At 40.5% G+C, this 23,368-nt stretch carries 24 protein-coding genes and 1 other RNA gene; 3 read left to right on the top strand and 22 right to left on the bottom strand.

Translation table 11 applies throughout. From position 1 onward, the window contains the following. Positions 1–13 precede the first annotated feature (13 nt). The 13 genes from ACECE_RS0204685 to ACECE_RS0204745 all read right to left on the bottom strand — a co-directional run bounded on the left by ACECE_RS0204685 (position 14) and on the right by ACECE_RS0204745 (position 12,845). Positions 14–952 (bottom strand): DnaJ C-terminal domain-containing protein, encoded by a 939-nt coding sequence (locus ACECE_RS0204685; protein WP_010244744.1) that lies wholly within the window; start codon positions 950–952, stop codon positions 14–16. Between the two features lie 66 nt (positions 953–1,018). Further along, entirely contained in the window at positions 1,019–1,702 is a 684-nt protein-coding gene (locus ACECE_RS0204690) for a zinc metallopeptidase (protein ID WP_010244747.1), read from the bottom strand. 108 nt (positions 1,703–1,810) lie between these two features. Beyond that, on the bottom strand, positions 1,811–3,085 hold the full coding sequence (locus ACECE_RS0204695; protein ID WP_010244750.1) for a S1C family serine protease: 1,275 nt from the start codon (positions 3,083–3,085) through the stop codon (positions 1,811–1,813). 102 nt (positions 3,086–3,187) lie between these two features. Then, positions 3,188–3,652 carry an Hsp20/alpha crystallin family protein gene (locus ACECE_RS0204700; RefSeq protein ID WP_010244753.1) on the bottom strand — a complete coding sequence of 155 codons (465 nt, stop codon included), beginning with the start codon at positions 3,650–3,652 and terminating at the stop codon, positions 3,188–3,190. Positions 3,653–3,697: 45 nt separating this feature from the next. Beyond that, on the bottom strand, positions 3,698–4,153 hold the full coding sequence (locus ACECE_RS0204705; RefSeq protein ID WP_010244757.1) for an Hsp20/alpha crystallin family protein: 456 nt from the start codon (positions 4,151–4,153) through the stop codon (positions 3,698–3,700). A gap of 215 nt (positions 4,154–4,368) precedes the next feature. After that, positions 4,369–4,953, bottom strand: a complete 585-nt coding sequence (locus ACECE_RS0204710) for a putative ABC transporter permease (protein WP_010244760.1) — start codon at positions 4,951–4,953, stop codon at positions 4,369–4,371. A 102-nt stretch (positions 4,954–5,055) separates the two neighbouring features. Continuing rightward, on the bottom strand, positions 5,056–6,678 hold the full coding sequence (groL, locus tag ACECE_RS0204715; RefSeq protein WP_010244763.1) for a chaperonin GroEL: 1,623 nt from the start codon (positions 6,676–6,678) through the stop codon (positions 5,056–5,058). Between the two features lie 15 nt (positions 6,679–6,693). After that, entirely contained in the window at positions 6,694–6,978 is a 285-nt protein-coding gene (locus ACECE_RS0204720; protein ID WP_010244766.1) for a co-chaperone GroES, read from the bottom strand. Positions 6,979–7,044: 66 nt separating this feature from the next. Further along, the gene (locus ACECE_RS0204725) at positions 7,045–8,409 is read right to left on the bottom strand and encodes a phosphomannomutase/phosphoglucomutase (RefSeq protein ID WP_010244769.1); all 1,365 of its coding nucleotides are present in this window, start codon (positions 8,407–8,409) and stop codon (positions 7,045–7,047) included. Between the two features lie 18 nt (positions 8,410–8,427). Next, on the bottom strand, positions 8,428–9,462 hold the full coding sequence (locus tag ACECE_RS0204730; RefSeq protein ID WP_010244773.1) for a prenyltransferase/squalene oxidase repeat-containing protein: 1,035 nt from the start codon (positions 9,460–9,462) through the stop codon (positions 8,428–8,430). Further along, complete coding sequence (locus ACECE_RS0204735) at positions 9,459–10,634, bottom strand: glycosyltransferase family 4 protein (RefSeq protein ID WP_010244776.1); 1,176 nt, start codon at positions 10,632–10,634, stop codon at positions 9,459–9,461. The genes ACECE_RS0204730 and ACECE_RS0204735 overlap by 4 nt, the downstream gene beginning before the upstream one ends. 99 nt (positions 10,635–10,733) lie before the next feature. Then, positions 10,734–11,777 (bottom strand): sugar phosphate nucleotidyltransferase, encoded by a 1,044-nt coding sequence (locus tag ACECE_RS0204740; protein ID WP_010244779.1) that lies wholly within the window; start codon positions 11,775–11,777, stop codon positions 10,734–10,736. A gap of 66 nt (positions 11,778–11,843) precedes the next feature. Next, complete coding sequence (locus ACECE_RS0204745; RefSeq protein ID WP_010244782.1) at positions 11,844–12,845, bottom strand: glycoside hydrolase family 130 protein; 1,002 nt, start codon at positions 12,843–12,845, stop codon at positions 11,844–11,846. A 382-nt stretch (positions 12,846–13,227) separates the two neighbouring features. Between ACECE_RS0204745 and ACECE_RS0204750 the strand changes: the two genes are divergently transcribed. Further along, positions 13,228–13,506 carry a hypothetical protein gene (locus ACECE_RS0204750; protein WP_010244785.1) on the top strand — a complete coding sequence of 93 codons (279 nt, stop codon included), beginning with the start codon at positions 13,228–13,230 and terminating at the stop codon, positions 13,504–13,506. A 383-nt stretch (positions 13,507–13,889) separates the two neighbouring features. Here the strand turns inward: ACECE_RS0204750 and ssrA are convergent. The 4 genes from ssrA to ACECE_RS0204770 form a co-directional block, all read right to left on the bottom strand. After that, positions 13,890–14,271, bottom strand: a transfer-messenger RNA (tmRNA) gene (gene ssrA, locus ACECE_RS30010). 18 nt (positions 14,272–14,289) lie between these two features. After that, entirely contained in the window at positions 14,290–14,754 is a 465-nt protein-coding gene (gene smpB, locus ACECE_RS0204760) for an SsrA-binding protein SmpB (RefSeq protein WP_010244788.1), read from the bottom strand. Between the two features lie 415 nt (positions 14,755–15,169). After that, positions 15,170–16,006, bottom strand: coding sequence for a PHP domain-containing protein (locus ACECE_RS0204765; RefSeq protein ID WP_010244791.1), 837 nt, complete (start codon positions 16,004–16,006; stop codon positions 15,170–15,172). A 72-nt stretch (positions 16,007–16,078) separates the two neighbouring features. Next, positions 16,079–16,543: a DUF402 domain-containing protein gene (locus tag ACECE_RS0204770; protein ID WP_010244794.1), complete on the bottom strand. Its 465-nt coding sequence runs from the start codon at positions 16,541–16,543 to the stop codon at positions 16,079–16,081. 247 nt (positions 16,544–16,790) lie between these two features. Between ACECE_RS0204770 and ACECE_RS0204775 the strand changes: the two genes are divergently transcribed. Then, complete coding sequence (locus tag ACECE_RS0204775; protein WP_010244798.1) at positions 16,791–17,108, top strand: hypothetical protein; 318 nt, start codon at positions 16,791–16,793, stop codon at positions 17,106–17,108. A gap of 115 nt (positions 17,109–17,223) precedes the next feature. Beyond that, positions 17,224–17,904, top strand: a complete 681-nt coding sequence (locus ACECE_RS0204780) for a lytic transglycosylase domain-containing protein (RefSeq protein WP_010244801.1) — start codon at positions 17,224–17,226, stop codon at positions 17,902–17,904. A gap of 104 nt (positions 17,905–18,008) precedes the next feature. Here the strand turns inward: ACECE_RS0204780 and ACECE_RS0204785 are convergent, their stop codons facing one another. Genes ACECE_RS0204785 through ACECE_RS0204805 form a run of 5 tightly spaced genes read right to left on the bottom strand, consistent with a single transcriptional unit; the run spans position 18,009 to position 23,359 of the window. Next, positions 18,009–19,214, bottom strand: coding sequence for an ABC transporter substrate-binding protein (locus ACECE_RS0204785; RefSeq protein ID WP_010244804.1), 1,206 nt, complete (start codon positions 19,212–19,214; stop codon positions 18,009–18,011). A 49-nt stretch (positions 19,215–19,263) separates the two neighbouring features. Next, positions 19,264–20,046 (bottom strand): ABC transporter ATP-binding protein, encoded by a 783-nt coding sequence (locus ACECE_RS0204790; protein WP_010244806.1) that lies wholly within the window; start codon positions 20,044–20,046, stop codon positions 19,264–19,266. Further along, positions 20,043–21,122 (bottom strand): FecCD family ABC transporter permease, encoded by a 1,080-nt coding sequence (locus tag ACECE_RS0204795; RefSeq protein WP_026073698.1) that lies wholly within the window; start codon positions 21,120–21,122, stop codon positions 20,043–20,045. Before ACECE_RS0204795 ends, ACECE_RS0204790 begins: the two co-directional genes overlap by 4 nt. Before the next feature lie 37 nt (positions 21,123–21,159). After that, complete coding sequence (locus tag ACECE_RS0204800) at positions 21,160–22,323, bottom strand: ABC transporter substrate-binding protein (protein WP_010244811.1); 1,164 nt, start codon at positions 22,321–22,323, stop codon at positions 21,160–21,162. Continuing rightward, positions 22,313–23,359 (bottom strand): ATP-binding cassette domain-containing protein, encoded by a 1,047-nt coding sequence (locus ACECE_RS0204805; protein ID WP_010244814.1) that lies wholly within the window; start codon positions 23,357–23,359, stop codon positions 22,313–22,315. The genes ACECE_RS0204800 and ACECE_RS0204805 overlap by 11 nt, the downstream gene beginning before the upstream one ends. Positions 23,360–23,368: the final 9 nt, after the last annotated feature.

Below are 23,368 nucleotides of genomic sequence, written 5' to 3' on the forward strand. Positions count from 1 at the left end.
CCCTCCTATTCTTTTACATAGCCCTGACCCTTGATGCCTGCCTGAGCTTTTCATAAAGCTCCTTCATTTCGTTGGTCAGATGGCTTGGGTTTACAATCCGTATTTTGAGGTATAGATCTCCTCTTCTGCCTGTTCTGTCCACATACCCTTTTCCTGAAACACGTATTTTGCTGTCGGTTTGTATTCCTGCCGGTATCTTTACTAAAATCCTGCCATCTATGGTATCAACCGCTGTTTCGCTGCCCAGGGCAGCATCCCACGGCATTATATTCACTGTCATTGTCAAATCGTTACCCTCAAGAGTAAAGCGTTCACTGGGCTTTATCCTGAGGGTAAGAAATAAATCTCCGTTTTGTCCTCCATTAAAGCCTGCCTCTCCTTGCCCTTGAAGTCTTACCCTTTCTCCGTCTCTCACACCCTTGGGGATTTTAAACGAAAGGCTTTTTGTTCCACCCTGTCCCCTGATAGATATCCTTTTTTCCACTCCTTGAAAACCTTCCTCGGGAATGATTTCCAATTCCGCCTCAATATCTTCCCCATGATATGAAGACCGTCTGCTCCTGTTATTTACACCTGCATGGTCAAAAAAGCTGTCAAAGCCAAAGCCTCCTCCTCCAAAAAACATATTGAAGAAGTCGCTGTGATCCATTCCCCCGCCTGTCCTGAACTCATACTTCACATTCTTTCCAAACCCGAACTGTGACGGGTCAAAATCATAGCCGTTCTGGAAATTGTATTCATTACCGAAATTATCGTATTTTTTTCTCTTCTCAGGGTCACTCAAGACCTCGTATGCCTCGTTGACATCCTTAAATTTTTCCTCTGCCTGCTTGTTTCCGGGATTGGTATCAGGGTGATATTTTTTTGCAAGCTTCCTGTAGGCCTTTTTTATATCCTCCTGGGAAGCATTTTTATCAAGTCCTAAGATGCTGTAGTAATCCTTGTACTGCATGAAGTACACCTCCTTCCGTTTTGTTTATGAACCATACCATATATATTTTGTATGCATCAATATATTTTATGCCTCCTCATCCCGGCTTCCTGCCAGAAGCACCAGCCTAATAAGGTTTGCCATTGCTACTGCGGCAGATGCAACATATGTCATTGCCGCGGCTCCCAGCACTATCTTTACCGGCTGTACTTCAGCATAATTCAATACATATTCACCCTTCAGCATTTGTATAGCCCTCTTGCTGGCATTGAACTCAACCGGAAGCGTTATGAGGTAAAAGGCTACAGCTCCAATAAAAAGAATGATCCCGAGCTGTAACAGATACGGCATGTTAAGCATCAGTCCAAACATAGCAAGATACGGTCCCACTGCCGAGCCTATGTTTGCAACAGGCACAAGGCTGCTCCTTAGTACCAGCGGCATATACCCTGCTGCATGCTGGACTGCATGTCCTGTTTCATGGGCGGCAACCCCGAGGGCTGCCAGAGACGTGCTGTAATATACACTCTCTGACAGCCTTACTGTCTTGGTCCTGGGGTCGTAATGGTCGGTCAGCTCTCCTGGGACAGGTTCCACACCAACATCGTAAAGACCGTGACGATCAAGGAGCATTCTAGAGGCCTGTGCTCCTGTCATATACCGGTTGTTGGGCATATCGCTGTATTTTCTAAATATACTTGTTACCTTGAACTGGGCAAACAACGAAAATATAAATGCCGACAATACAAGGATTATATAATACATATCCATAAGCATACCTCCCTCCTATCACATGCCTTTCTAATTATCCGGCTTTGTTCATCCCCTGGTGCATTAAAAGCAGTAATAGAGGATTTCTTTTGGTGAAGCCGTCCGTTATTAGCGTTCTTCTGAGAAGGTTAGCGAAAGCTTCACCTTACTGCCATTTCTGACCACCGTAACATCTACACTGTCTCCCGCTTTATAGTTCTTCTTGATATTGTCCACCTCTTTCATGGTGCGTACATCCTTGCCTGCTATTGAAACAAGAATATCTCCTTTTTGAATTCCTGCTTTAGCAGCACCGCTGTCAGGTGTAACCTCAAGAATGTAGATACCTACCGGAAGATCATACTGGCGTGCAATTGCATCTGTAATTTCTCTTCCTGATATACCTATAAACGGTCTGCCCTTGACATACCCGAACATCATCAATTGGTCGACAATGGGCTTCGCATCGTTGATGGGAATGGCAAATCCAAGTCCCTCAACACCTGAAACCGATATTTTCACTGTATTGATTCCAACAACCTGCCCTCTTGAATTGACAAGAGCACCGCCGCTGTTGCCAGGATTTATGGCAGCATCCGTCTGGATCAGGTTCAAGGTTTTGTCATCAACGCTCACAGTTCTGTTAAGAGCACTGATTACACCTGCAGTTACTGAACCCTGGAACTCAAGGCCTAATGGATTTCCGATTGCAACTGCCAGCTCGCCGACCTCAAGGGTTGCTGAGTCTCCGAGTTCTGCCGCCGTCAAATTATCCATATCGATTTTTATCACCGCAAGGTCATTTTTGGGATCGCCACCGATAAATTTTGCCTTTGCTTGCCGTTTATCAGCCAAAAATACTTCCAGTGTCGTATTTTTGCTTCTCGAATTCTTCGGGTCAGCATACTGAACAACATGGTAGTTAGTCATTATATATCCATCTGCGGTTATTACAATCCCCGAGCCTTCAGCCTTGGATTGAGCCATTTCATCATCAAAATACCAGCTTCGCGGGCTTTGTGTCAGCATTCTTATACCAACAATGGAAGGCCCGACCTTCTTTGCTATATTAGTAACAGAAGAGCCGCTATCTGATGCAAGCTTCAATGCACTCTCAAGGTTTACCGCTCTATTCCCTATAACCGTATCCGCTTTTGCCTGGTTTGCTGACAGCATGGTTAGCTCTTTTATATCGTTGGAAAGCTTCATATATAATCCGCCACCCACCATAAGACTTGTCAATATGCAGCATACCAGCACCAAAGCGACAGTCCTGTATACTCTTCTGCCATCCCTGCTCCGGTCATCATATTTACCATCCCTTCTGTAAGCAGAGTTAAAATTCATAAATTTTTCATAATTGTCATAGCCTCTTTTTAGGAGTCTTTTACTGAAAAACCTCATGCCTATCACCTCTCTTAACCTATGTATACTTTATATAGCTGCAAACCCCTTATCATGAAGATAAAGGGGCTTGCAGTCTTTCCAACATACATCGGGCAGTAATTATGAAATATCGATTTTCCTTCCCTTGGGTTTGGTTTCTTCCTTTTTTGGGAGTATCAGTGTGAGAATACCATTTTCATGCTTTGCCGTAATCTTGTCGCTGATAATATTCTCAATGGAAAAAGACCTGACCATGGAGCTTGTTCTTCTTTCCCTTCTTAAGTAATTATCCTTCTTTTCCTCTGCCTTTTCATCCTTCTTCACGCTGATTGTCAGTCTGTCGTCATGAACCTCCAGGTTGATTTCGTCCTTTTTAACCCCTGGCAGCTCTGCCTCAAGGATATATTCCCTGTCATTTTCACTGATGTCCACTCTCATCTGTCCGCTGTTATTGAAGTGAGATGGAAAAACCGTGTCGTTGAAGAAATTTTCAAATACCCTGTCCATATCAAAGAGATCGAACAGACTGCCATTTTTTCTTTGTACTCCATTGTTTTTCCTTTCAAACGGTATCAAGCTTGACATACATAACACCTCCATAATGATTGAATTAAAGTTTAGCTTGTGGTTTTATTTAATATCAATTTTCCTGGTTTTTTGCTGTACCTGCTCCACCTTGGGCAGTGTAACGGTGAGAATTCCATTCTCCATTTTGGCGGATATCTTATCCGTTGCAATATTTGAAATTGCAAAGCTTCTTTCCATTGCCAGCGCTTTTCTTTCCTTCCTTACATATACGTTTTCAGCTTCTCCCTTCTGTTCCTTTCCTTTAACCGAGATAGTAAGCCTGTCTTCTGTTGCATCTATATGGACATCTTCCTTGCAAAAGCCTGCAAGCTCTGCCTCGAGAATAAATTCCCTTTCGGTTTCCCTGATGTCCACTTTCATCTGGCTGCTGTTTCTGTAGAAGGAAGGAAGAACCGCATCGTTGAAGAAATTCTCAAAAATGCTGTCAATGTCAAAATAGTCACCGTTTCTCCTTTGAACACCTCTGCCCTTTCTTTCAAATGGAACCAATCCGAACATAAACAACACCTCCAATCATCTCAGTTCATTTTTATTCTTATTCGTTCCTTACACTATTAGTTATACAATTTTCATATTGCTTTTTCAACTTTCGACTTTGACTATCTTTGACTTTTATTTGCACTGAGTTTGATTTTTATAAGTTTATCTTCTGAAATCTCAAAATTTCTTAATTTTTTGGAATATTTTATCTTATAAAGGGTTAAGTATTAAAGCTACACTTTAAAGGACTTCTGTCTGTGAAAATACGCCGATATTTTAAAGTCACCAATGCTCTGCCTTACGGTATCCATTCTGACCAATGCTTTAGCGGTATGGATTATTATCATACCAAGCAACAGCACGGCAATAATCTGCTTGATTGGCTGAGCTGCTGCATTCACATATATCGAGAGCACAGGCTGCAGGACTGTCAACTGCACATATGCAAGAATTCCCCAGAACAAGGAAAACTTAAGGCAAATCCGGCCATGCAGGTTCAATACCTCTCCACTGTAATCCCAAGCCTTGATATCCAGGAGCTTTTCCATAACGTATCCTGTTACATACTCCAGAAAGGTTGTAATAACTACTGCTGAAGCTATACTCATGTAAAAAGGCATTGACCCGGACTTGATAAACCTATCAAGCCCCAAAATCAATAGAGCTCCAAATCCATAGATGGGACATATGGGTCCGGCCAGAAAACCCCTGTTTACAAACCGTTTTTCCTTGTAAGCAGCATAGGCAACCTCAACAACCCAGCCAACAAACGCATACAGCATAAAGTAGATGACAGTATCATAGAAGCCGCCCCACATATATCTTCCTCCTTCCGCTCCACCTTCATGGGAGGAAAGCCAGCCACCAGTACCTCCAGTACCTCCAGTGGCTGGCGTATATTTCCTATCCCACTATAAGTCTTAATAATCCATATCACCAGCAGGCATAGAAGGTGCTTTCTTCTTCTCAGGCTTTTCAGCTACAGCACTTTCGGTAGTCAGAATCATAGCTGCCACCGAAGCCGCATTCTGTAGCGCAGACCTTGTAACCTTGACAGGGTCTACAATACCGGCCTTGAACATATCCACATACTCTTCCTTAGCCGCATCAAAGCCTATTCCTTTATCGTTGTTCTTCACTTTTTCAACAATAACTGAGCCATCAATCCCGGCATTTATTGCAATCTGGCGGAGAGGCTCTTCAAGAGCCCTGAGTATGATGGACGCTCCAGTCTTCTCATCCCCATGGAGAGTGTTAACCAGCTCTTTGATGTCTGGAAGTGTATTGATATATGCTGTACCGCCGCCTGGAACAATACCTTCCTCCACAGCAGCCCTGGTTGCATTCAAGGCATCCTCCACCCTGTATTTCTTTTCCTTCATTTCTGTTTCGGTAGCTGCTCCCACTCTGATGACAGCTACACCTCCCGCAAGCTTAGCCAGTCTTTCGTTGAGCTTTTCCTTGTCGTAGCTTGAGGTGGTAAGCTCGATCTGCTTCTTGATGGATTCCACCCTGTCACGGATGGCCTTGGAATTTCCTGCACCATTTACAATAATGGTGTTTTCCTTTTGCACCTTGACAGATTTCGCCTTACCAAACCATTCTAGCTTGATTTCCTTTATGTTCATGCCAACCTCTTCTGATATGACTTCACCGCCTGTAAGGATAGCAATATCCCGAAGCATTTCCTTCCTTCTGTCACCAAAGCCCGGTGCTTTCACAGCCACACAGGTGAATGTGCCACGAAGCTTGTTGACCACAAGGGTTGCCAGTGCATCCCCTTCCACGTCCTCTGCGATCAGGAGCATTTTGCCGCCGTTTTTTACTACCAGCTCAAGGGCAGGAAGCAAATCCTGAACATTGTTTATCTTTTTGTCGGTAATGAGGATGTATGGGTCTTCCAGTAAAGCCTCCATTTTTTCATTGTCTGTAACCATATAGGGAGATACATAACCTTTGTCAAACTGCATTCCCTCGACAACTTCAATAATGGTGTCAGATGCCTTGTTCTCTTCAATGGTGATAACTCCCTCTGCTGTTACCTTTTCCATTGCATCTGCAATAAGCTGGCCAATTTTTTCATCCCCTGATGAGATGGTGGCTACAAAAGCCATGTCATCCTTGCCCTTCAGCTTCTGGCTGTTCTTTTTTATGCTTTCAACCGCTTTTTCAACTGCCTTTTCCATTCCCTTTTTCAATATAATGGGATTAGCCCCGGAGGCAACATTTTTAAGCCCCTCCCTCACAATAGCCTGTGCAAGAAGTGTAGCTGTGGTTGTTCCGTCACCGGCAATATCATTTGTTTTGCTGGCAACCTCCTTTACAAGCTGCGCCCCCATATTCTCATAAGGGTCTTCCAGCTCAATTTCCTTTGCTATGGTAACACCATCGTTGGTAATGGTAGGAGAACCGTATTTTTTCTCCAGCACCACATTTCTTCCTTTGGGTCCCAAGGTAACCTTGACGGCGTCTGCAAGCTTGTTTACACCTGCTTCAATGGATCTTCTCGCCTTTTCATCAAATGCAATTATTTTTGCAGCCATTATAAATCAACCTCCTTACTCGATTACTGCCAGGATATCATCCTGCTTCGCTAAAAGATATTTTTCGTTATCCAGCTTGACCTCTGTTCCGGCATATTTGCTGTAAAGAACCCGGTCACCTTTTTTCACAACCATTTTAATTTCCTTTCCATCCTTCACCTCACCCGGACCGATTTCAACCACCTCAGCCATATAGGGCTTTTCCTTGGCGTTGGACGGAAGCACAATTCCGCTTTTTGTTGTTTCTTCACTTTCAATTTCCTTCAAGAGTACCCTGGTACCCAGCGGTTTAATGTTCATAAATCAACCGACTCCTTTCGTATGCTTTTTATTTAAATTTAGTATATTGTTAAAAGCTTGATGCTTTTAAGCCACCTTCAACGGGCAGATTGAATCGGATATTTCCTTTTTTATCTGCTCAAGACGCTCGGGAGTTCTGGCCTCGCACCGCACGATAAGCTCAGGACCTGTATTTGACGCTCTGACCAACCCCCAGCCGTCACCAAACTGTACACGAACTCCATCTATATCAATGATGTTATTGCCTGAAGCCTTAAAATATGTTTTTGCCTTGCCCACATAAAAGAGCTTTTCTTCCTCTGTGCACTCAACCCTGATTTCAGGGGTTGCATAGGTTTTAGGCACATCTGCCAAAAGCTCGCTTAAGGACTTGCTGCTTCCAGACAGGATTCTTAATAGCCTTGCACATGCATAGAATGCATCATCATACCCGAAATACTCATCCGCAAAGAACATATGTCCGGACATTTCTCCGGTAAATACTGCATTAATTTCCTTCATTTTTGCCTTTATGAGAGAATGGCCGGTCTTGTAGAATATAGGCTGCCCTCCGAGTCTTTTTACCTCGTCCACCAGTGTTTCGGAGCACTTCACCTCAACAATGGCAGGAGTGCCTGGGTGCTTGGGCAGTATCTCCCTCCAGAAAAGGATCATCAGCATGTCTCCCCATATGATGTTACCCTGGTTGTCAACAACCCCAAGCCGGTCTCCATCCCCGTCAAAGCCTACCCCAAGATCTGCCTTGTTGGCCTTGACAGCCTTTATTAAATCCTTTAGGTTTTCCGGCTTTACCGGGTCGGGAAAATGGTTGGGGAAATCCGGGTTGGAATCGCAATAAAGGGGTATAGCCTCACAGCCCAACTCCTTAAGAAGCTTGGGTGCAAAAAGCCCCGCTGTACCATTGCCGCAGTCTACCACAACCTTGAGCCTACGTCCCGGAAGCTTGATTTTTTCCTTTACCATACTTATATAGTCCTTCACAGGAGATTGTACAGTCAGCTTTCCCTGTCCGCTATCAAAATCATCCTCTTGAATCATCCTTTTGATATCCTGTAGCTCTTCACCATATAATGTCCTGCCGTCATACTGCACCTTGAAGCCGTTATATTTTGCAGGGTTATGGCTTGCCGTAATCATAATGCCTGATTTTATGTTATATAGGTGTGTGGCGTAGTAGAATATGGGGGATACCACCACTCCGATATCCTTTACATTTATGCCTGTATCCAGAAGCCCCTTTACCAAGCTGTTGAAGAGCTCGGGAGAGGATTTCCTGTTATCCTTACCTACAACAGCTTCTATCTCCCCTTTTCTTTTGATATAGGTTCCAAAGGCTTTTCCGATAAGCTCTGCGTCCTTTGCCGTCAAATCTTCATTGTATATACCCCGTATATCGTATTGTCTGAAAATTCCTTCGTTTATACTGCTCATTTTGCCTCACTCCTTTTCTCACACATTAACCTCAGATATTTTCATATACGATATTACATACGAAACAAGGCTTTCCGCTCCCATATTCAGGTTTACACCCTGCTGGGTCAGTCCGTCATAGCAGCCTCCCGTTTCGCTGTCGACAAGGCTGATTCCCTTGGAGTTGACACCCTCGTACCATGCATGACAGCTTTTCGCCTTATGTAAATATTTCTTTTTTCCGGTTGCTTCATAAGCCTCCAGATAGGTTAAAACTCCTTCACAGGCTTCCACCGTCTGCTCATCGAACTCAGCCGGGTGCCCTCCCTTCAAAAGCCATCCATTACAGCCTACAGGCTTGAAATATCCATCCTTAAAGGTTACCCCGCCAAGAAACTCCAGGCTTTCCTCGGCTATATCAAGAAATCTCTTTTCTCCTGTAGCCCTGTAAGCAGATATGAGCGACCATGGAAGAACATTATTGCAATATGCTACAATATTCTCAAACCACTTCCAATCTCCGTCCCTGTACTCCTCATACTGGCGGCAAAGGGACTGAGCTGCTTCAAAAACAAGCCTTCTCGCATCTTCGCCTTCAAGGTGGGAAAGACCTATGATGGAATATGCCTTTGCCCTTGGTGAATTGAGAGAAGTCACATGAGGCATCGCATTTTTTAGTATATGTGCAAGCCCGTACTTAACCCCTTTAGGGGTATATTCATTGAAAAGCGCAAATCCCAACGCCCACAGACATCTACCAAAGCAATCCTCCGAGCCTTCCTCCTCAAGCCATTTCCTGTCATAGCTCATAAAGTTTTTAAATTTGCCCTCTTTATTTTGTGCGTTTAATATAAAGGATGCATACCTATAAACAAGATCAAGGTATTTCTTCTTTTCATATCTGCCATACAGCATCAGTGCCATAATCAATGCTCTGGCATTGTCATCAGTTGTATAGCCATGGTTCGGGTCTGGAATGGAATATTTTGAGTGCTGCAGCATTCCGGTATCATCGGTTAGCCGGAAGATGTGGTCGTCCTTCAAAACTTCACTAATATAAAGCCTTCCCATCATACCACCATGCTGCCCACAAGCTTCATTTCTTCAAGAGTATCTATAAAGAGCTTTGTATAATGATTTGCAACATTACCCCACATCATAGTCCTGCCAACACTCAAGGTCCGTCTTTCCATTTCCTTTTTAGCTTCTGGATTTTTTAATACATACTTGATATGTCTTGCCAGTGAATGGGCATCGTTAAACTCTGCCAGAAGTCCTCTGCCCTCTGAAAGCATTTCCTTTGCATAACTGTAAGGTGTGGATACTATGACCCTTCCATACCCGACAGCGTAAGCCAGGGTTCCGCTGACTGCTTGATCTTTTCCAAGGTACGGTGTCATGTAGATGTCCGACAACTGGAGATAGTGTATAATTTCATCCTTTGAAAGGTATTTATCTACAAACCATACATGCTCCTTTATTCCTAGCCTGTCTACCAATTCCATCAGCTTTTCCCTGTATTCTTCGCCCGACTCTTTTTTTACACATGGGTGTGTCTGTCCAAGAATCAGGTAGACAATGTCCTTATGCTCCTTAGCCACCTTTGCAATGGCTTCTATGCCATATTCCAGCCCTTTGCCTGGACTTAAAAGTCCGAAGGTGCTGACAACGCTACGACCCGAAAGACCTTGCTTTTCTTTCAGAGTATCTCTTGACTCGAGAATCCTGTAGGGTACACCATGGTGTATCACCTCTATTTTTGACGGGTCTATACCATAAACCTTCTCAAGGATAGGCTTTGTATTTTTTGCCATAGTGATAATCTTAGCACTTTTTTCGCCAAGCAGCTCCAGTATTTCCCTTTGCTTTTCAGAAGGTCTGGGAAGTACTGTGTGAAGTGTGGTGACAAATGGTATTTGCAGGTTGTCAACCAGGTCAAGTATGTATTCGCCTGCCTCTCCACCAAATATGCCGTACTCATGCTCTATTACAAGAAGCTCTATATTTGAATTGTTAATAGCCTCTGCTGTGTTGATATAGCTTTCCCTGTCATGCTGCCAAAGCTCCATGATAACCCTGTCGCTGTAGCTGTAATCATTATTACTCACGGCGATAACCTTTGGCTTATTTAAAAGACTAACGTTATCAAGCTCCCTTACAAGGTCCTGGGTAAAGGTTGCAAGTCCGCATTCCCTTGAAGGGTAAGTACTTAAAAATGCCACATTCCGTATTCTGTTTGAAACCATGCCCAAACCTCCTTTTTATTGTTGTAAGAGACACACCTCTCTGAAAGTATTCCTTTTACGTTGAGGAATGTCCACATTTTTTCGCTAAAGCTGTCTTTTCTACACTGCTATCGGATGACTGAAGTTTTCTGTCAAAACAGTATTATACTCTTCACTATTTCGATCAACTCTGCAATTGGACATAACCACTGAGTTTACAACCGATGCTCCGCCTCCGACATGAACATGATCCCAGACCACACTTCCTACAACCTTGGCACCCATGCCAACTGAAGAGTCATCGCACAAGGCAGTATCCGGGCCTATAACTGCAAAGGAGCCGATTTCAACATTATCCCCTATATACACTGGCCCGATTATCTTTGCGTTATGGCTTATCTTCGCCGTCTTGCTGATGCATTGCAGATTTTTGTTAAAGTCATGGTTACCAATCTGCAAATTCCCTTCAAGGATATCATTATGAGCCTTAAGGTATTTTTCGGGTGTACCCAGGTCAAGCCAATAGGAGCACCGGTTATAAACTGCTATCTTAAATCCTTTTTGAAGGAGCAGCGGATATGTTTCCCTTTCAATGGACACTGCCCTTCCAGAAGGAATTTCGTCCAAAAGCTGCGGTTCAAATATATACACACCTGCATTGATCAGGTTGGAGCTGCTTTCATGGGGCTGGGGCTTTTCCTTGAAGGCAGTAACGAATCCGTTTTTATCATGCTCAATCACTCCATAGGCTGAAGGATTGTCAACCTGCGTTACCGCAATGGTTGCAAGGGCTCCCTTTTCCTTGTGGAAACGTATCATTTCAGAGATATCAATGTCGCTTAGGATATCTGCATTAAATACCAGGAAGGTGTCATTGAAAAATCTCTGTGCATTTTTGATTGCACCAGCGGTGCCCAAAGGCACATCCTCGGAGATATAGCTGATTTTCACTCCCAGTTTTCTTCCGTCTTCAAAATACTTCTCAATTTTATGAGGCTTGTAGCAGGTGCTCAGTACAATCTCATCAACACCATGCTTTTTAAGGTTTTCAATATTCCTTTCTAAAAGAGGCTTGCCCATAATTGGCACCATTGGCTTAGGCAAGTCATCTGTAATTGGTTTTAATCGGGTTCCTAACCCACCTGCTAAAAATAATGCCTTCATATGTATTCCTCCCATCTTAGTCAGTTAGTATATAATTACATTATTGCATTATGTGTAATACAAGCTTTACATATTAGCTTTTGGCTCAGGACACTTTTTGATATATTCCAGCAAATCCTTCAGATTGGTGGTTGCCATGGCAATACAGGTGTCTGCTGCACCATAATACATCTTGATTTCCCCTGTTTTTTCGTCATATACCCACCCACAGGGGAACACTACATCATCTACGTCCCCTTCTCTTTCATAGAACTCATGGGGGCCAAATACCCACTCATCACTTCTCCGCAATACCCTGAAGGGGTTTTCAAGGTCCAAAAGGGCGAGTCCAAGCCTGTATATGGCTCCGGCTGCAGTCTGTCGTACTCCATGGTAAAGTATGAGCCAGCCTTCAGGAGTTTCAAGGGGAGGTGTGTTAAGTCCCACCTTGTTTGCATCCCACCATCCGCCTTGTCTTGCATCAATCAGTATCTGGTGTTCTCCCCAATATTTAAGGTCATCCGACCGTGACACCCATATATGAGCACCCGGTCCATGGTGTGCAGGAATGGGTCTATGTATAAGCAGCCATTTACCGTTAATTCTTTTCGGGAACAGTGCAGCATCCTTGTCCTCCGGCGGCATTACAGGTCCCAATCTCTCATAGCTTTCAAAATCCTTCGTTAAGGCCATTGAAACCAAGGGGCCGCCTTTTGAGTAGGCAGTATATACAACAGCATACTTCCTAAGCTCCTCCACCCAGGTAATCCTCGGGTCCTCAATACCCCATTCCTCCTCGGGATATCTCTCCGAATCAGGCTCGAGGGTGGGCTTTTCATCTATCACCCAATTGTTTATACCGTCATCGCTGACAGCCTTCGTTAGATGAGAAAATCCTCTCCTATCCTCAACCCTTGCCAGAAGCAGAACCTTGCCGTTATACATGGTTGCTGCAGGGTTAAATACTGTATTTGCAGCATAGGGCCAATCCTTTGATGAGAGAATTGGATTGCCGGGATTCCTTTTAAAAAGCTCCCTATAGGAATGCCTGTCAGAGCTGATAAGCTTTGTCTCAAACCTGTTTGTCATCAGCATTTCACTCCTCTGTACAACATCATCGTAATTGCGTTTTAAGTATTTCATGCGTTTTAATATTCCATAATCAAAAAAGCGCTTTAAAACCCCCTCTAGTTTTAAGATAAAATATCGATAACGAATTAACGCCATAAATATAAGTATCAAAAGTTAAAAGGAATATTAAAACGCTTTATTAGCACTCAACGCCATCGAGTGCTAATAATATTTTATTAAGTTCATTTTTTTCTGTCAAGATATTTTTAAAAAATTTTATAATTTTTTATGTCATTTTTTTTGCTAAGTTTGTTCTCCTTCAAAAATCACATAATAGAAGAAAAGATTTCACGAAATAAAATACTCGTTTTATGTACATACTGTATTCAGAGGTGATGTTATGACTTCACAATTTGAAGTTGACAAGTGGATAGATGAGTTAAAAAAGGATGCTAAGTTTAAAAGTCTTTGGGAATACTCTGAAAAATACGATAGCCCACAAATTGAAAAAATAAGAAGAAAACATATAAAAAAAAAATGGATAATCGGCTCTTCTCTGAATAAATGCTATTTTTTAACCATAGCAACTGATTTAGCTGGCTTTGGACATCTTGACTTAGCCAATTTTAATCATCTTTACAGCAAAATATATATATATTATAGGGAGGCTTTGGTGTAGTTATAAGATATGAAAGAAAGAGGTTATTCCATTAGAGAAATTGACTTTGCAGGAAAGGTATAGTGGTAAGGAGTTCAGTATTGTTGCTCCCGGAACAAGGCTTTCACAATTACCTTTTAAAGCTAAAAAGCTATATAAAAATCAACCTAAACAATTCATAAGGCCAGTTTCCAATGCTTTCGCAGCCCCAGTCCAGGTTCATTAAAGATAATGCATACCCCTATTCAAAATTTAAGATTTTTGAATAGGGGTATGCATTATCTTTAAAAAAAGACCTCAAACAAGAGCAAAACGAGCAAAATTTTGTTTAGAGATTGCCCATAAAACAACGAAAGCCACTGAAATCAGTGACTTTGCATTGTATTAAAAAGTTTGTTATTATTTGGTGGAGGCGAGGGGAATTGAACCCCTGTCCGAAACCACATCCACAAGAACTTCTCCGGGTGCATCCCTCATTTTAAAATTCCCTCACTGCAACGCCCAAGGGCAGGCTGTGCAATTTGGTAGCTTCATAAGTTCGGACCAACCTCAAAGCTTTGGCTGATCAGTTCTAGAGTTTAACCTTCCGACTCAAAAGGCCTGACTTAATGACGCCAGCTACCCAAGATGCAGGAACCCTGGACTGACGGGCTGCCATTAGGCAGCAGCTAAAGCGAAATTATCGTTTTTAGCGTTTATTTTTGTTTCTCGTTTTTTAAGAGGCCAACGAGAATCCTCTACCCGCTATCCAAGTCTCAACGATCCCGTCGAAACCATTACGCCCCCATATATAAAATTGTCAAGTTACCTGTTGCTTTCTTTCATCCTTCTGTCAATTTCTCTCATTGCGTCCTTCTTTGCTATGTCTTCCCTCTTGTCGTACAATTTCTTACCCTTGCCAAGCCCCAACTCAAGCTTTACCTTACCGTTTCTGAAGTATAATTCAATCGGAACTAAAGACATTCCTTTTTGCTGTATAGATCCTATAAGCTTGTTAATCTCATACCTATGCATCAAAAGTTTTCTATCTCTTAAGGGGTCCTTGTTAAATATATTGCCTTGTTCATAAGGACTTACATGCATACCAAAAATGAAGACCTCTTCACTCTTAATAATCGCATAGCTGTCCTTAATGCTAACCTTCCCCTGACGGATAGATTTCACTTCTGTGCCCGACAAAACAATTCCTGCCTCAAAAGTTTCCTCAATAAAATAGTCGTGTCTGGCTTTTTTGTTTTGTGCAATTGTCTTTTTAGCTTCCTTAGCCATCGAATTACACCCTGTCAAATTATTTCTTACGCGATAACTTAGATAAAAATAACCCTTCCAGAGAAAGGGCATCACTATCATATTTTTCTACCGCGTTTATTTATTATATCACTTTTATATTCTATGTCAAGTTTATAAAAAAAGTCAATAAATTGAAGCTTTCCTATAATAGTACCATAGTCCTAAAATAATAGGCACTAATTTACTATTGCTTTGGTGGCAAAAATGTAATAAGATATTATCTGAACCACAGCAATTCTTTTAAATTAATCCATTATTAGTCGAATATACCAGGATAGTTAATGTATGGTTAGTCATCATAATTTTTGCATGTTATCAAACTATTGAATTTAATTTACGAATTTATATATAATGTTTACTCCCCAATCTTACCCATTTTATATGGGTTCTTTTTTTATACTTTTTTAAGCCTTTCAAGAACTTCATAAGGTACAGACAGATTACCTCTTCCTTCCCCGATTTTTATATCAGGCTTAAATCTGCCATGAAAATCGCTTCCTCCTGTAGGAATTATATTATGCTTTATGGCAAGCCTCAAAAGGTTTCCTGTATCGTCACCTTTGTTTTCAACATAGTATGCTTCAATACCTTTAAGCCCTGCTTTTACTAATCTTGCAAGGAGTTCATCCAAATTTCCCAAAGTCAAATTAAGAAAAATAGGATGAGCAAGTGAAGGTATGCCTCCAGCCTGGATTATTGCACCGATACATTCCTCCGGTGTCAGCTTGTCTTTCTTGACAAAGGCAGGTTTCCCATCAGCAAGGTATTTTTCAAATGCTTCCTGAATGCTTTTAACGTATCCCTTCTTCATCAAAACACTTGCCATGTGCGGTCTTGCAACAATATTGCCTTTCGCCTCAGCTCGTACTTCTTCCATAGATATATCAAAACCCAGACTTCTTAGTTTTTCAACCATTTTGGGATTTCTCTCTGCTCTGTTCTCCTTAAGTTTTTCCAGGGTCGGCTCAATATTCTTGTATGTGTCGCCAAAGAAATACCCTAAGATGTGCATTTCGGGATTAAAATCAACGCTTGTTTCAACACCGGCAATAACCTCAATACCGATTCTGTTCCCTTCATCCAATGCTTCCTCGATGCCATCAATTGTATCATGGTCAGTCAGAGCTACGGCTGCTAATCCACTCTCTTTTGCATGTCTTACCAGTTCACGTGGACTCACACTTCCATCAGACGCAGTAGAATGTGTATGCAAATCTATACGTTTACCCATTTGTAAGCCTCCCTAAATTGTCTTACTAATCTCTTTGACACTTCGAAACACTTGACTTTATACCCTATTTCTCTATTCAAAACAAACCGGCGGAGGGAATTTACCTGCATAAGCCATCTCCAAAACTTTACTAAGTATCCTTAAAGAACTGCAGGCTTCTTCAGTTGTAATAATCCCCTTTTCAATAGCATCAGCAACCTCATCCGCATCCAATACAATTACTGAACCATCGGGCATTATTTTGACATCCAGCAGCAGATCAGTTAATGTGTATTTATCCAATTCTTCATCATAATCTACATTTATAATATCACAATACCAATATTTAAATTCCCCGGATGGTCCTAAAAATTTACTTACTTTATAACCTTCCTTAAGAAAGGTATAAGACATACCTCCGGAAATATCCGAACGGCTTTTAATTGGCTTCCAGTTGGTTATTAATAAATCATCGCTTCTTGATATTAGCTCATCTCCTGATATATCAACCGTTTCAAAAGGAATATATCTTTTTCTTAATACTGTAGGTTTCCTCATATTTGTCTCCATTTTAAAATTTTTTTGTATAAAAAAGCAAACAGTGAACGCCTTTATTTTTAATCATTATATATCACCAAATACTTTTTTGAAACATAAATTTACCAGGATAATATTTCCCATGTTCTTCCACTGCAAGGCTTATAGTGTTATAATGATGTAGATTTCCGTATGTTCTAAATTGATCTTACTGTCTAAAGACCTTAATTATATAGTTCTAACCATTTCTTGTTGGGAGGAGAAAGTTTTGAATTCAAAAAGAACCTGTAGTAATTGTCTTAAAGGTACAGCAATTACTATCAATAACGATATACTATGTATTGAAAAGGGAGTAGTATCAGAAGACTATGTGTGTGCTAAACATAGGTTTATGCCTGCGCTTAAATCTCTAAAGCGAAGAATAAGCAATTGCTTGGATTGCGAAAATTTCATTGTCTTTGATACAAGCAACTTAGACGAAAGAGCTAATGGTATATGTCAGCTCTTTACAGTAAGAAAATATGACGGCAGAAAGAAAAATGCTTGCTCCAAATTTGCCAAGCGGGTTAAACGTGAAGTATCATGAGACCATGATGGTAAAAAATAATTCCTTTAAACTATAATGCTTATATAGAAAAAAACCGATAAAAAAATAAAGTATTTATTTTATAATCCCGAAAAGATAGGCATGGTGGTTTAAAGTGAGAGTTAGTGATATTTTCAGTACAAAACTAAATGAAATACAGAGCAGGGTCCCAATAAAAATGAAGACCTTAAGTTCAACTACAGCGTCTTTTCAGCATGTTTTAAACAACGCTGAAACTTCAGTTAATGATCTCAATGCGGTAGAAGCACCTACTAAAAAATCTGCAAGAACCATTTCCGATGCTGTGGATAAATTCGGAAACGATAGAACCAGCGATGTAGCAAGAGCGAAAAACTCAAGAGAAGTAAGTACAGCATATATACCTGAAAGTAAGTCCGAACAGATGGAAATTATAAACTCAAGCATTGAAAGGGCCTCACAAAAGTATGGAGTAGATGCAAATCTGATTCGTGCTATTATAAAACAGGAATCGAGCTTTAATCCAAAATCGCTGTCACATTCCGGAGCCCAGGGCTTAATGCAGTTAATGCCCGGAACGGCTGATGCCCTTGGTGTTACAGACCCATGGGATATTGATCAGAATATTGATGGCGGCACCCAATATATTAGAGACCAGCTGAATGCTTTTGACGGAAATATAAAGCTTGCTCTTGCAGCCTATAACGCAGGACCTGGCAGTGTAAGGAAATATAACGGTATTCCGCCTTATAACGAAACACAAGACTATGTAAAAAAAGTTACTGGTTACTACGATATATATAAAAGTTCACAATAAAGGCAAATGAAAACCTCAAAAGCATTTACATCTTAAAATTTAACATATTGCTTAAAACCTAAGGGTTCTGGATAAAAACAGGGCTTATATTTGTCTATCAATGTCTATAAACATTTCATAAACTCGCTGTTCAATACCTTTACAAGATTCCCCAAATCATTTTGCTTAATGACATCCCATCCAATCCAGTTAAAAACTGCGCTTTCTGGTATATTATTATCTACATCAGGATGCATTGTTGGAAAACTGGCAGCTGCACTAATCCGTCCAACTTCAGGACCTGTAAAAAACTCTGTAACCTGTTTCAATTGTTCTGCTTTATCAGCTTTTACAAGCATTGTAACAGGGCTTATAATTGCACCGTCTAAAGGCCAGATCACCTCAACATTTTCCTTATTCTTTATCATTTTTGTGTAAAAATAAGGCATAATGCTGATTGTTGGCGAATCTTGACTTCCACTTCCAGCCATTTTAGCCATTTGTGCCGGATGCCACCCGTATTTTACTGATTTGCCGAACTTTTTTATGCCCTCAATTCCAAAGTATTTATATATTGTTAGTAATGTTGTCTCACAGAAAAAATTATTCTGCCCACGGATAGCGATTTTCTTTTCAAACTGTGGACTGAGCAAATCTCCCCACTCTCTAGGCATCGAATTATTTCCTAAACTAAGCTTATCAACTACCATAACAAGGAGGTTCATGGATATAATCGTATAATTTCCTTTAGGGTCTTTGATACCGATTTTGCCCAGACGTTCATTAGGGGCATATTGTGCTGCATCTACAAACAAACCTCTATCAATGAACTTTTCAACAAAGCTATTATAATAAAAGCTGTTTATACCTGGGGAAATTACAATATCTGGTATTTCACCAATATTAGAAAATTGATCTACATACGTATAATAAGAAAGCTGATTATTCGCATTTCCCTCAATCAAATAATTAAGCTTAACCTTTTGATCCAATTTACTTTCTCCGATAAATCTATTGAAAGCCTCCTCAATTGGCAACTTTAAAGGACATGGCAATAGAGCAAGCATATTCAACTTATCATTTATGCTAAATTGATGGTACTTAGAATCTCTTAAATCAGAACTGATTTTATCTTCCAGTAGTTTAAGAAAGCCTTTTTCATCAATTTTCCTTGCCTTAAGGATTGTCTTGAGCTTAACGAATTCACCTATTTCCATAAAAGCATCGCTGTCAGCAAAATCATCAAATCCGTTTGCTAAAAAAACTTCCATCGTGCCAGGATAATGCTTAAAAACATCACTTAGAAAAATATCCGAATTTAGTTTATTCATACAATCACCCACTGTCATTTTCATAATTTTTGTCAATTAAGGGTCAGTTCTAATTGATTAGCGGAATACAAGCTTTTATGATATTGCCCTTCGAATCTTCTGTACTTGTTATTCTTACCTTTATTCCATATGCTGATTTCAGGTTTTCCTCAGTAACAACATCATCTACATTTCCGATTCGAAAAACATTATCTCTCTGCATTAGTGCCACCTTAGTTGAACACAAAAAAACATGGTTTGGAAAATGTGACGTCATTATAACACCTATCCCCTTTTTTGAAAGTCTGTTTATTTGCTCTAGTACCCTTATCTGATTGCCAAAATCCAGATATGAAGTCGGCTCATCCATAATAAGAATCCTGGGCTGTTGTGTCATAGCTCGAGCAATCAAAACAAGCTGCCTTTCTCCCCCACTGATTTCAGTATAAATCCGATCTCTCAAAAAGGAGATTCCAAGTGATTCCAGTGCCTCCTCTGCAATTTTATAATCGTCATAGGAGGGAGAAGCAAACACCCCCATATGAGCAGTTCTCCCCATTACAACTACGTCTAGTACTGAAAATGGGAATGGTGGAGTATGTGCCTGGGGAACATAAGCAACCACCTTGGCAATCTCCTTTTTAGGGAGTTTCAATATATTTTCACCATCAATAAGTATTTCACCGCCTAGCAACCTCAAAAAACCCAATATACTCTTAAAGAAAGTTGTCTTTCCTACACCGTTAGGCCCTAGCAAACACAATATTTCACCTGTCTCAACAGTCAGTGAAATGTTTTCAATAACCTTTTTTGTACCATAGCCGCATACTGCATCCATGACTTCCAATATCATATCCATCCCCTCTTTCCCTTTATAAGCAGATAAATAAAAAACGGTGCCCCAATTATTGACGTAAGTATACCGAGTGGGATCTCTAAAGCTAAAAGACTTCGTGCCACATCATCTACAAGGAGTAAAAATGTACTGCCAATAAGAAATGAAGCCGGAAGCATAACCTTGTAATTTGGTCCTACCAGCATCCTGGCAAAATGAGGTATTATAAGTCCCACCCATCCTATCATACCGCTTACTGATACTGAAGCTGCAGTCAACAATGTAGAGCAAACAATAATTATAATTCTGACCCTGCCAGTGTCAATTCCCATTGCTTTTGCTTCCTCATCCCCGAAGGATAAAACATTTAATTTCCATCTCATAAGAAATAGAGGAACCGCTCCTAATATAATAGGGATAAGAATTACCCAAACATCTTTCATGCTTATCGAGGTTAGGCCTCCCATCAGCCAGAATGTTATTGCAGGAAGTTTGCTGTATGGATCTGCCAGATATTTCGTTATTGATATAAAAGATGAAAACAAATTAGACACTACCATTCCCGTGAGCACCAACACTAAAACTGCATTGTTTCCTTTACCAATGATTGTGCTGATTATAAATGTCAGAGCAACTGCACCAAGTCCGAATAAAAATGAAGAAATCTGTATTCCACAAATACCAAAGTTCATCAGAATGCCCATAGCAGCTCCAAAGCCAGCTCCTGCAGATGCCCCCAGAATGTCGGGAGATACCATAGGATTTTTAAATAGTCCCTGGTAAGAAGCACCTGACATAGAAAGCGCACCTCCTACCAGCATAGCAACCAGTATCCTTGGAATCCTTACTTTAAAAATTACTGTTTCTGTTGCTGCCGTACATGTAGTCCCTAGTCCAAATATTTTTGATATAAGTACTTTCAATATTTCAGATAATGAAATTCCATATCTGCCAAGGCTGAAAGACATCAAAAATGCTGCAAGTAACAGTATAAACAGTATGAATATTATATAATTCTTGCTTCTGTCATTATTTATAGTAAAGCTGTTCTCTTTTATATTTCTTCTTATACCAAATTTATTTACCGATTCCATACCAACACCTCCCACATTTAAAGTATTATAAATATTATTATTTTCCTCCTGCTTCCTTGAGCAGTTCATTAACCTCTTCGTCTGTAAGCTTTTTATGATAAAACTTATCATAAAATTCCTTTACTTCTTCTTCAATATTTAAGTTTACGTATTCCGGATACAATAGATGTGCCAACCACTTTACACCTATAATGCGATTTACTGACGGCGGACGGTCAAACCAGTCAAAAGGCTTGTTTGGAATAGCATAGACCTTTTTGTTTTTTACTGCACTAATGCTCATCCACTCAGCAGTTTTATAAATGTCCTTAAAAAATCCTTCCTTTGCATCCTTATCATAACCAACAATAATGACCTCAGGGTTCCACTTCAGCAGTTGTTCCAAAGATACGGCCGACCTACCGAACCCACCTTGTTTTTTAACATCCGCAACATTTTTCCCGCCTATGAAATCAAGCACCTCTGTATGGAAAGAGCCGCTAGGATCAGTTTCAAGTCCTTTTGGACCTTCTGCATAATATACCTTCACTCGCTTTTCATCAGGTATTTTTGCCGTCAGCGACCCGATCTCAGCTATCGTTTTCCCGCAGTAATCTCCAAGTTCTTTTGCCTTTTCCTCTTCACCGATTATATCTCCCATAGATTTATAAAGTTTATCAAGCTTAGTAAGAGGACCATCAAGCATAACTACAGGAATTCCCGTTTGTTCCTGAATTTTTTCTGCCAGCTCTTTTTGTGAATCTTCAATAGTTCCCACTGAAAAAATAACGTCCGGATGCACACGTATAATTTCTTCTACATTTCCTGTTCCGTTCTTGCCTGACCATACTCCTAAAATCGGCAAATCAAAGTATTTTGGGGCTATAAACTGTTTATCGGAGTCGGATAGTGCATATCCCCATCCTGCAAGCTTACCAGGATTCAAGGTATAAAGCATGATCATACCAATCTGACTTGTAGCATATGCTGTCTTAATTTGAGAAGGAATTTCCACTGTACGTCCCGACTCGTCCGTAATCTTTCTTGTACTTGCTTTTTCTTTATTATCTTCCCCCATTGACGAGGCCATTTTATCAATTTTCTCTGTTACTTTGGGTAAGCCCTGGCCGTTTTTATCCCCTTCAGCTGCTTTACATCCTGTAAATATAAAAGATATTATTACTAAAAAAATTGCTATTCTAAAATTTATTTTAGCCTTCATAACTACACCTTCCTTTCTCAATTTCAAAAAGTTTTCTTATATCAAATTCAATCTTTTCACCACCCCGGAGCATATTCCGAAGCTTCAGCATTGTCGTATCCAAATGCTGTAATAATCCAAGGTTCTCACGCTCGATATCACTAGTTTCTATGACTTTACTCAAGCCTCCGTTTTTTATTACAATTCTCTTATCTCCCATCAACGCTAGTATCGGATCATGAGTAGCCATCAGCACTATTTTTTCCTTTCTCACCAGAAGCTCTAAAGCTTTTTTACGGTCCACACCAGCGTTTTCAATTTCATCAATCAATACTATGGGTGAACTACTAAGAAGTGCCGTATCTGCAATCATTAATGCTCTAGATTGTCCCCCGCTTAATGCTGTAACTGCAGTGTCCATAGTAAATTTCTCCCCCGCAAGTTCATTTGCACACTGTGCAATATCCTTGACAACCTGGTCAATATTTGCTGCCATACGGCTTTCGGCATGCATGGCTATAAAATCGCCCACAGTCAAATCCATAATGAAGTTCATATTCTGAGATAATTGTGCCACAAGTTTATGTTCTACAGAGAAGCGCTTATCATGAGCAGGAGCTTTTCCATTTATAAGGATCTGTCTTCCAGTCGGCGTATCTCTTTGGGCAAGACATTCTATATCTGCCAGGAGCCTGCTTTTCCCAGATCCTGTAGGCCCAACGATGCAAATCACCTCTCCAGGCTTCATAGTCAAAATAATATTTTCAGCTTCACCGGATTTATTATGACCTCCAATAACTGATATCTCTTCTATTGAAAAGCTTGTTTTAAGTCTTAATTCATTCATTTTTTTCATAAATGAAATAAAGTAATTTGTAATTTGCTCTCTTTCCATTCCACAGTCTTCAATTAAGCTATCGTCTAAAGTGTTTAAAAAATCTTCAATTGTGTACTCAGCATTAAAATTTCTTAGTCCTATTGATGTAAAAAAATCCTCAGCATAGGAATGCTCCCTTAATATTTCACATAGTGCTGTAGATAAAATATATTCCTTCACAATACCACA

The sequence above is a fragment of the Acetivibrio cellulolyticus CD2 genome (genome assembly GCF_000179595.2).
Classification (GTDB): domain Bacteria; phylum Bacillota; class Clostridia; order Acetivibrionales; family Acetivibrionaceae; genus Acetivibrio; species Acetivibrio cellulolyticus.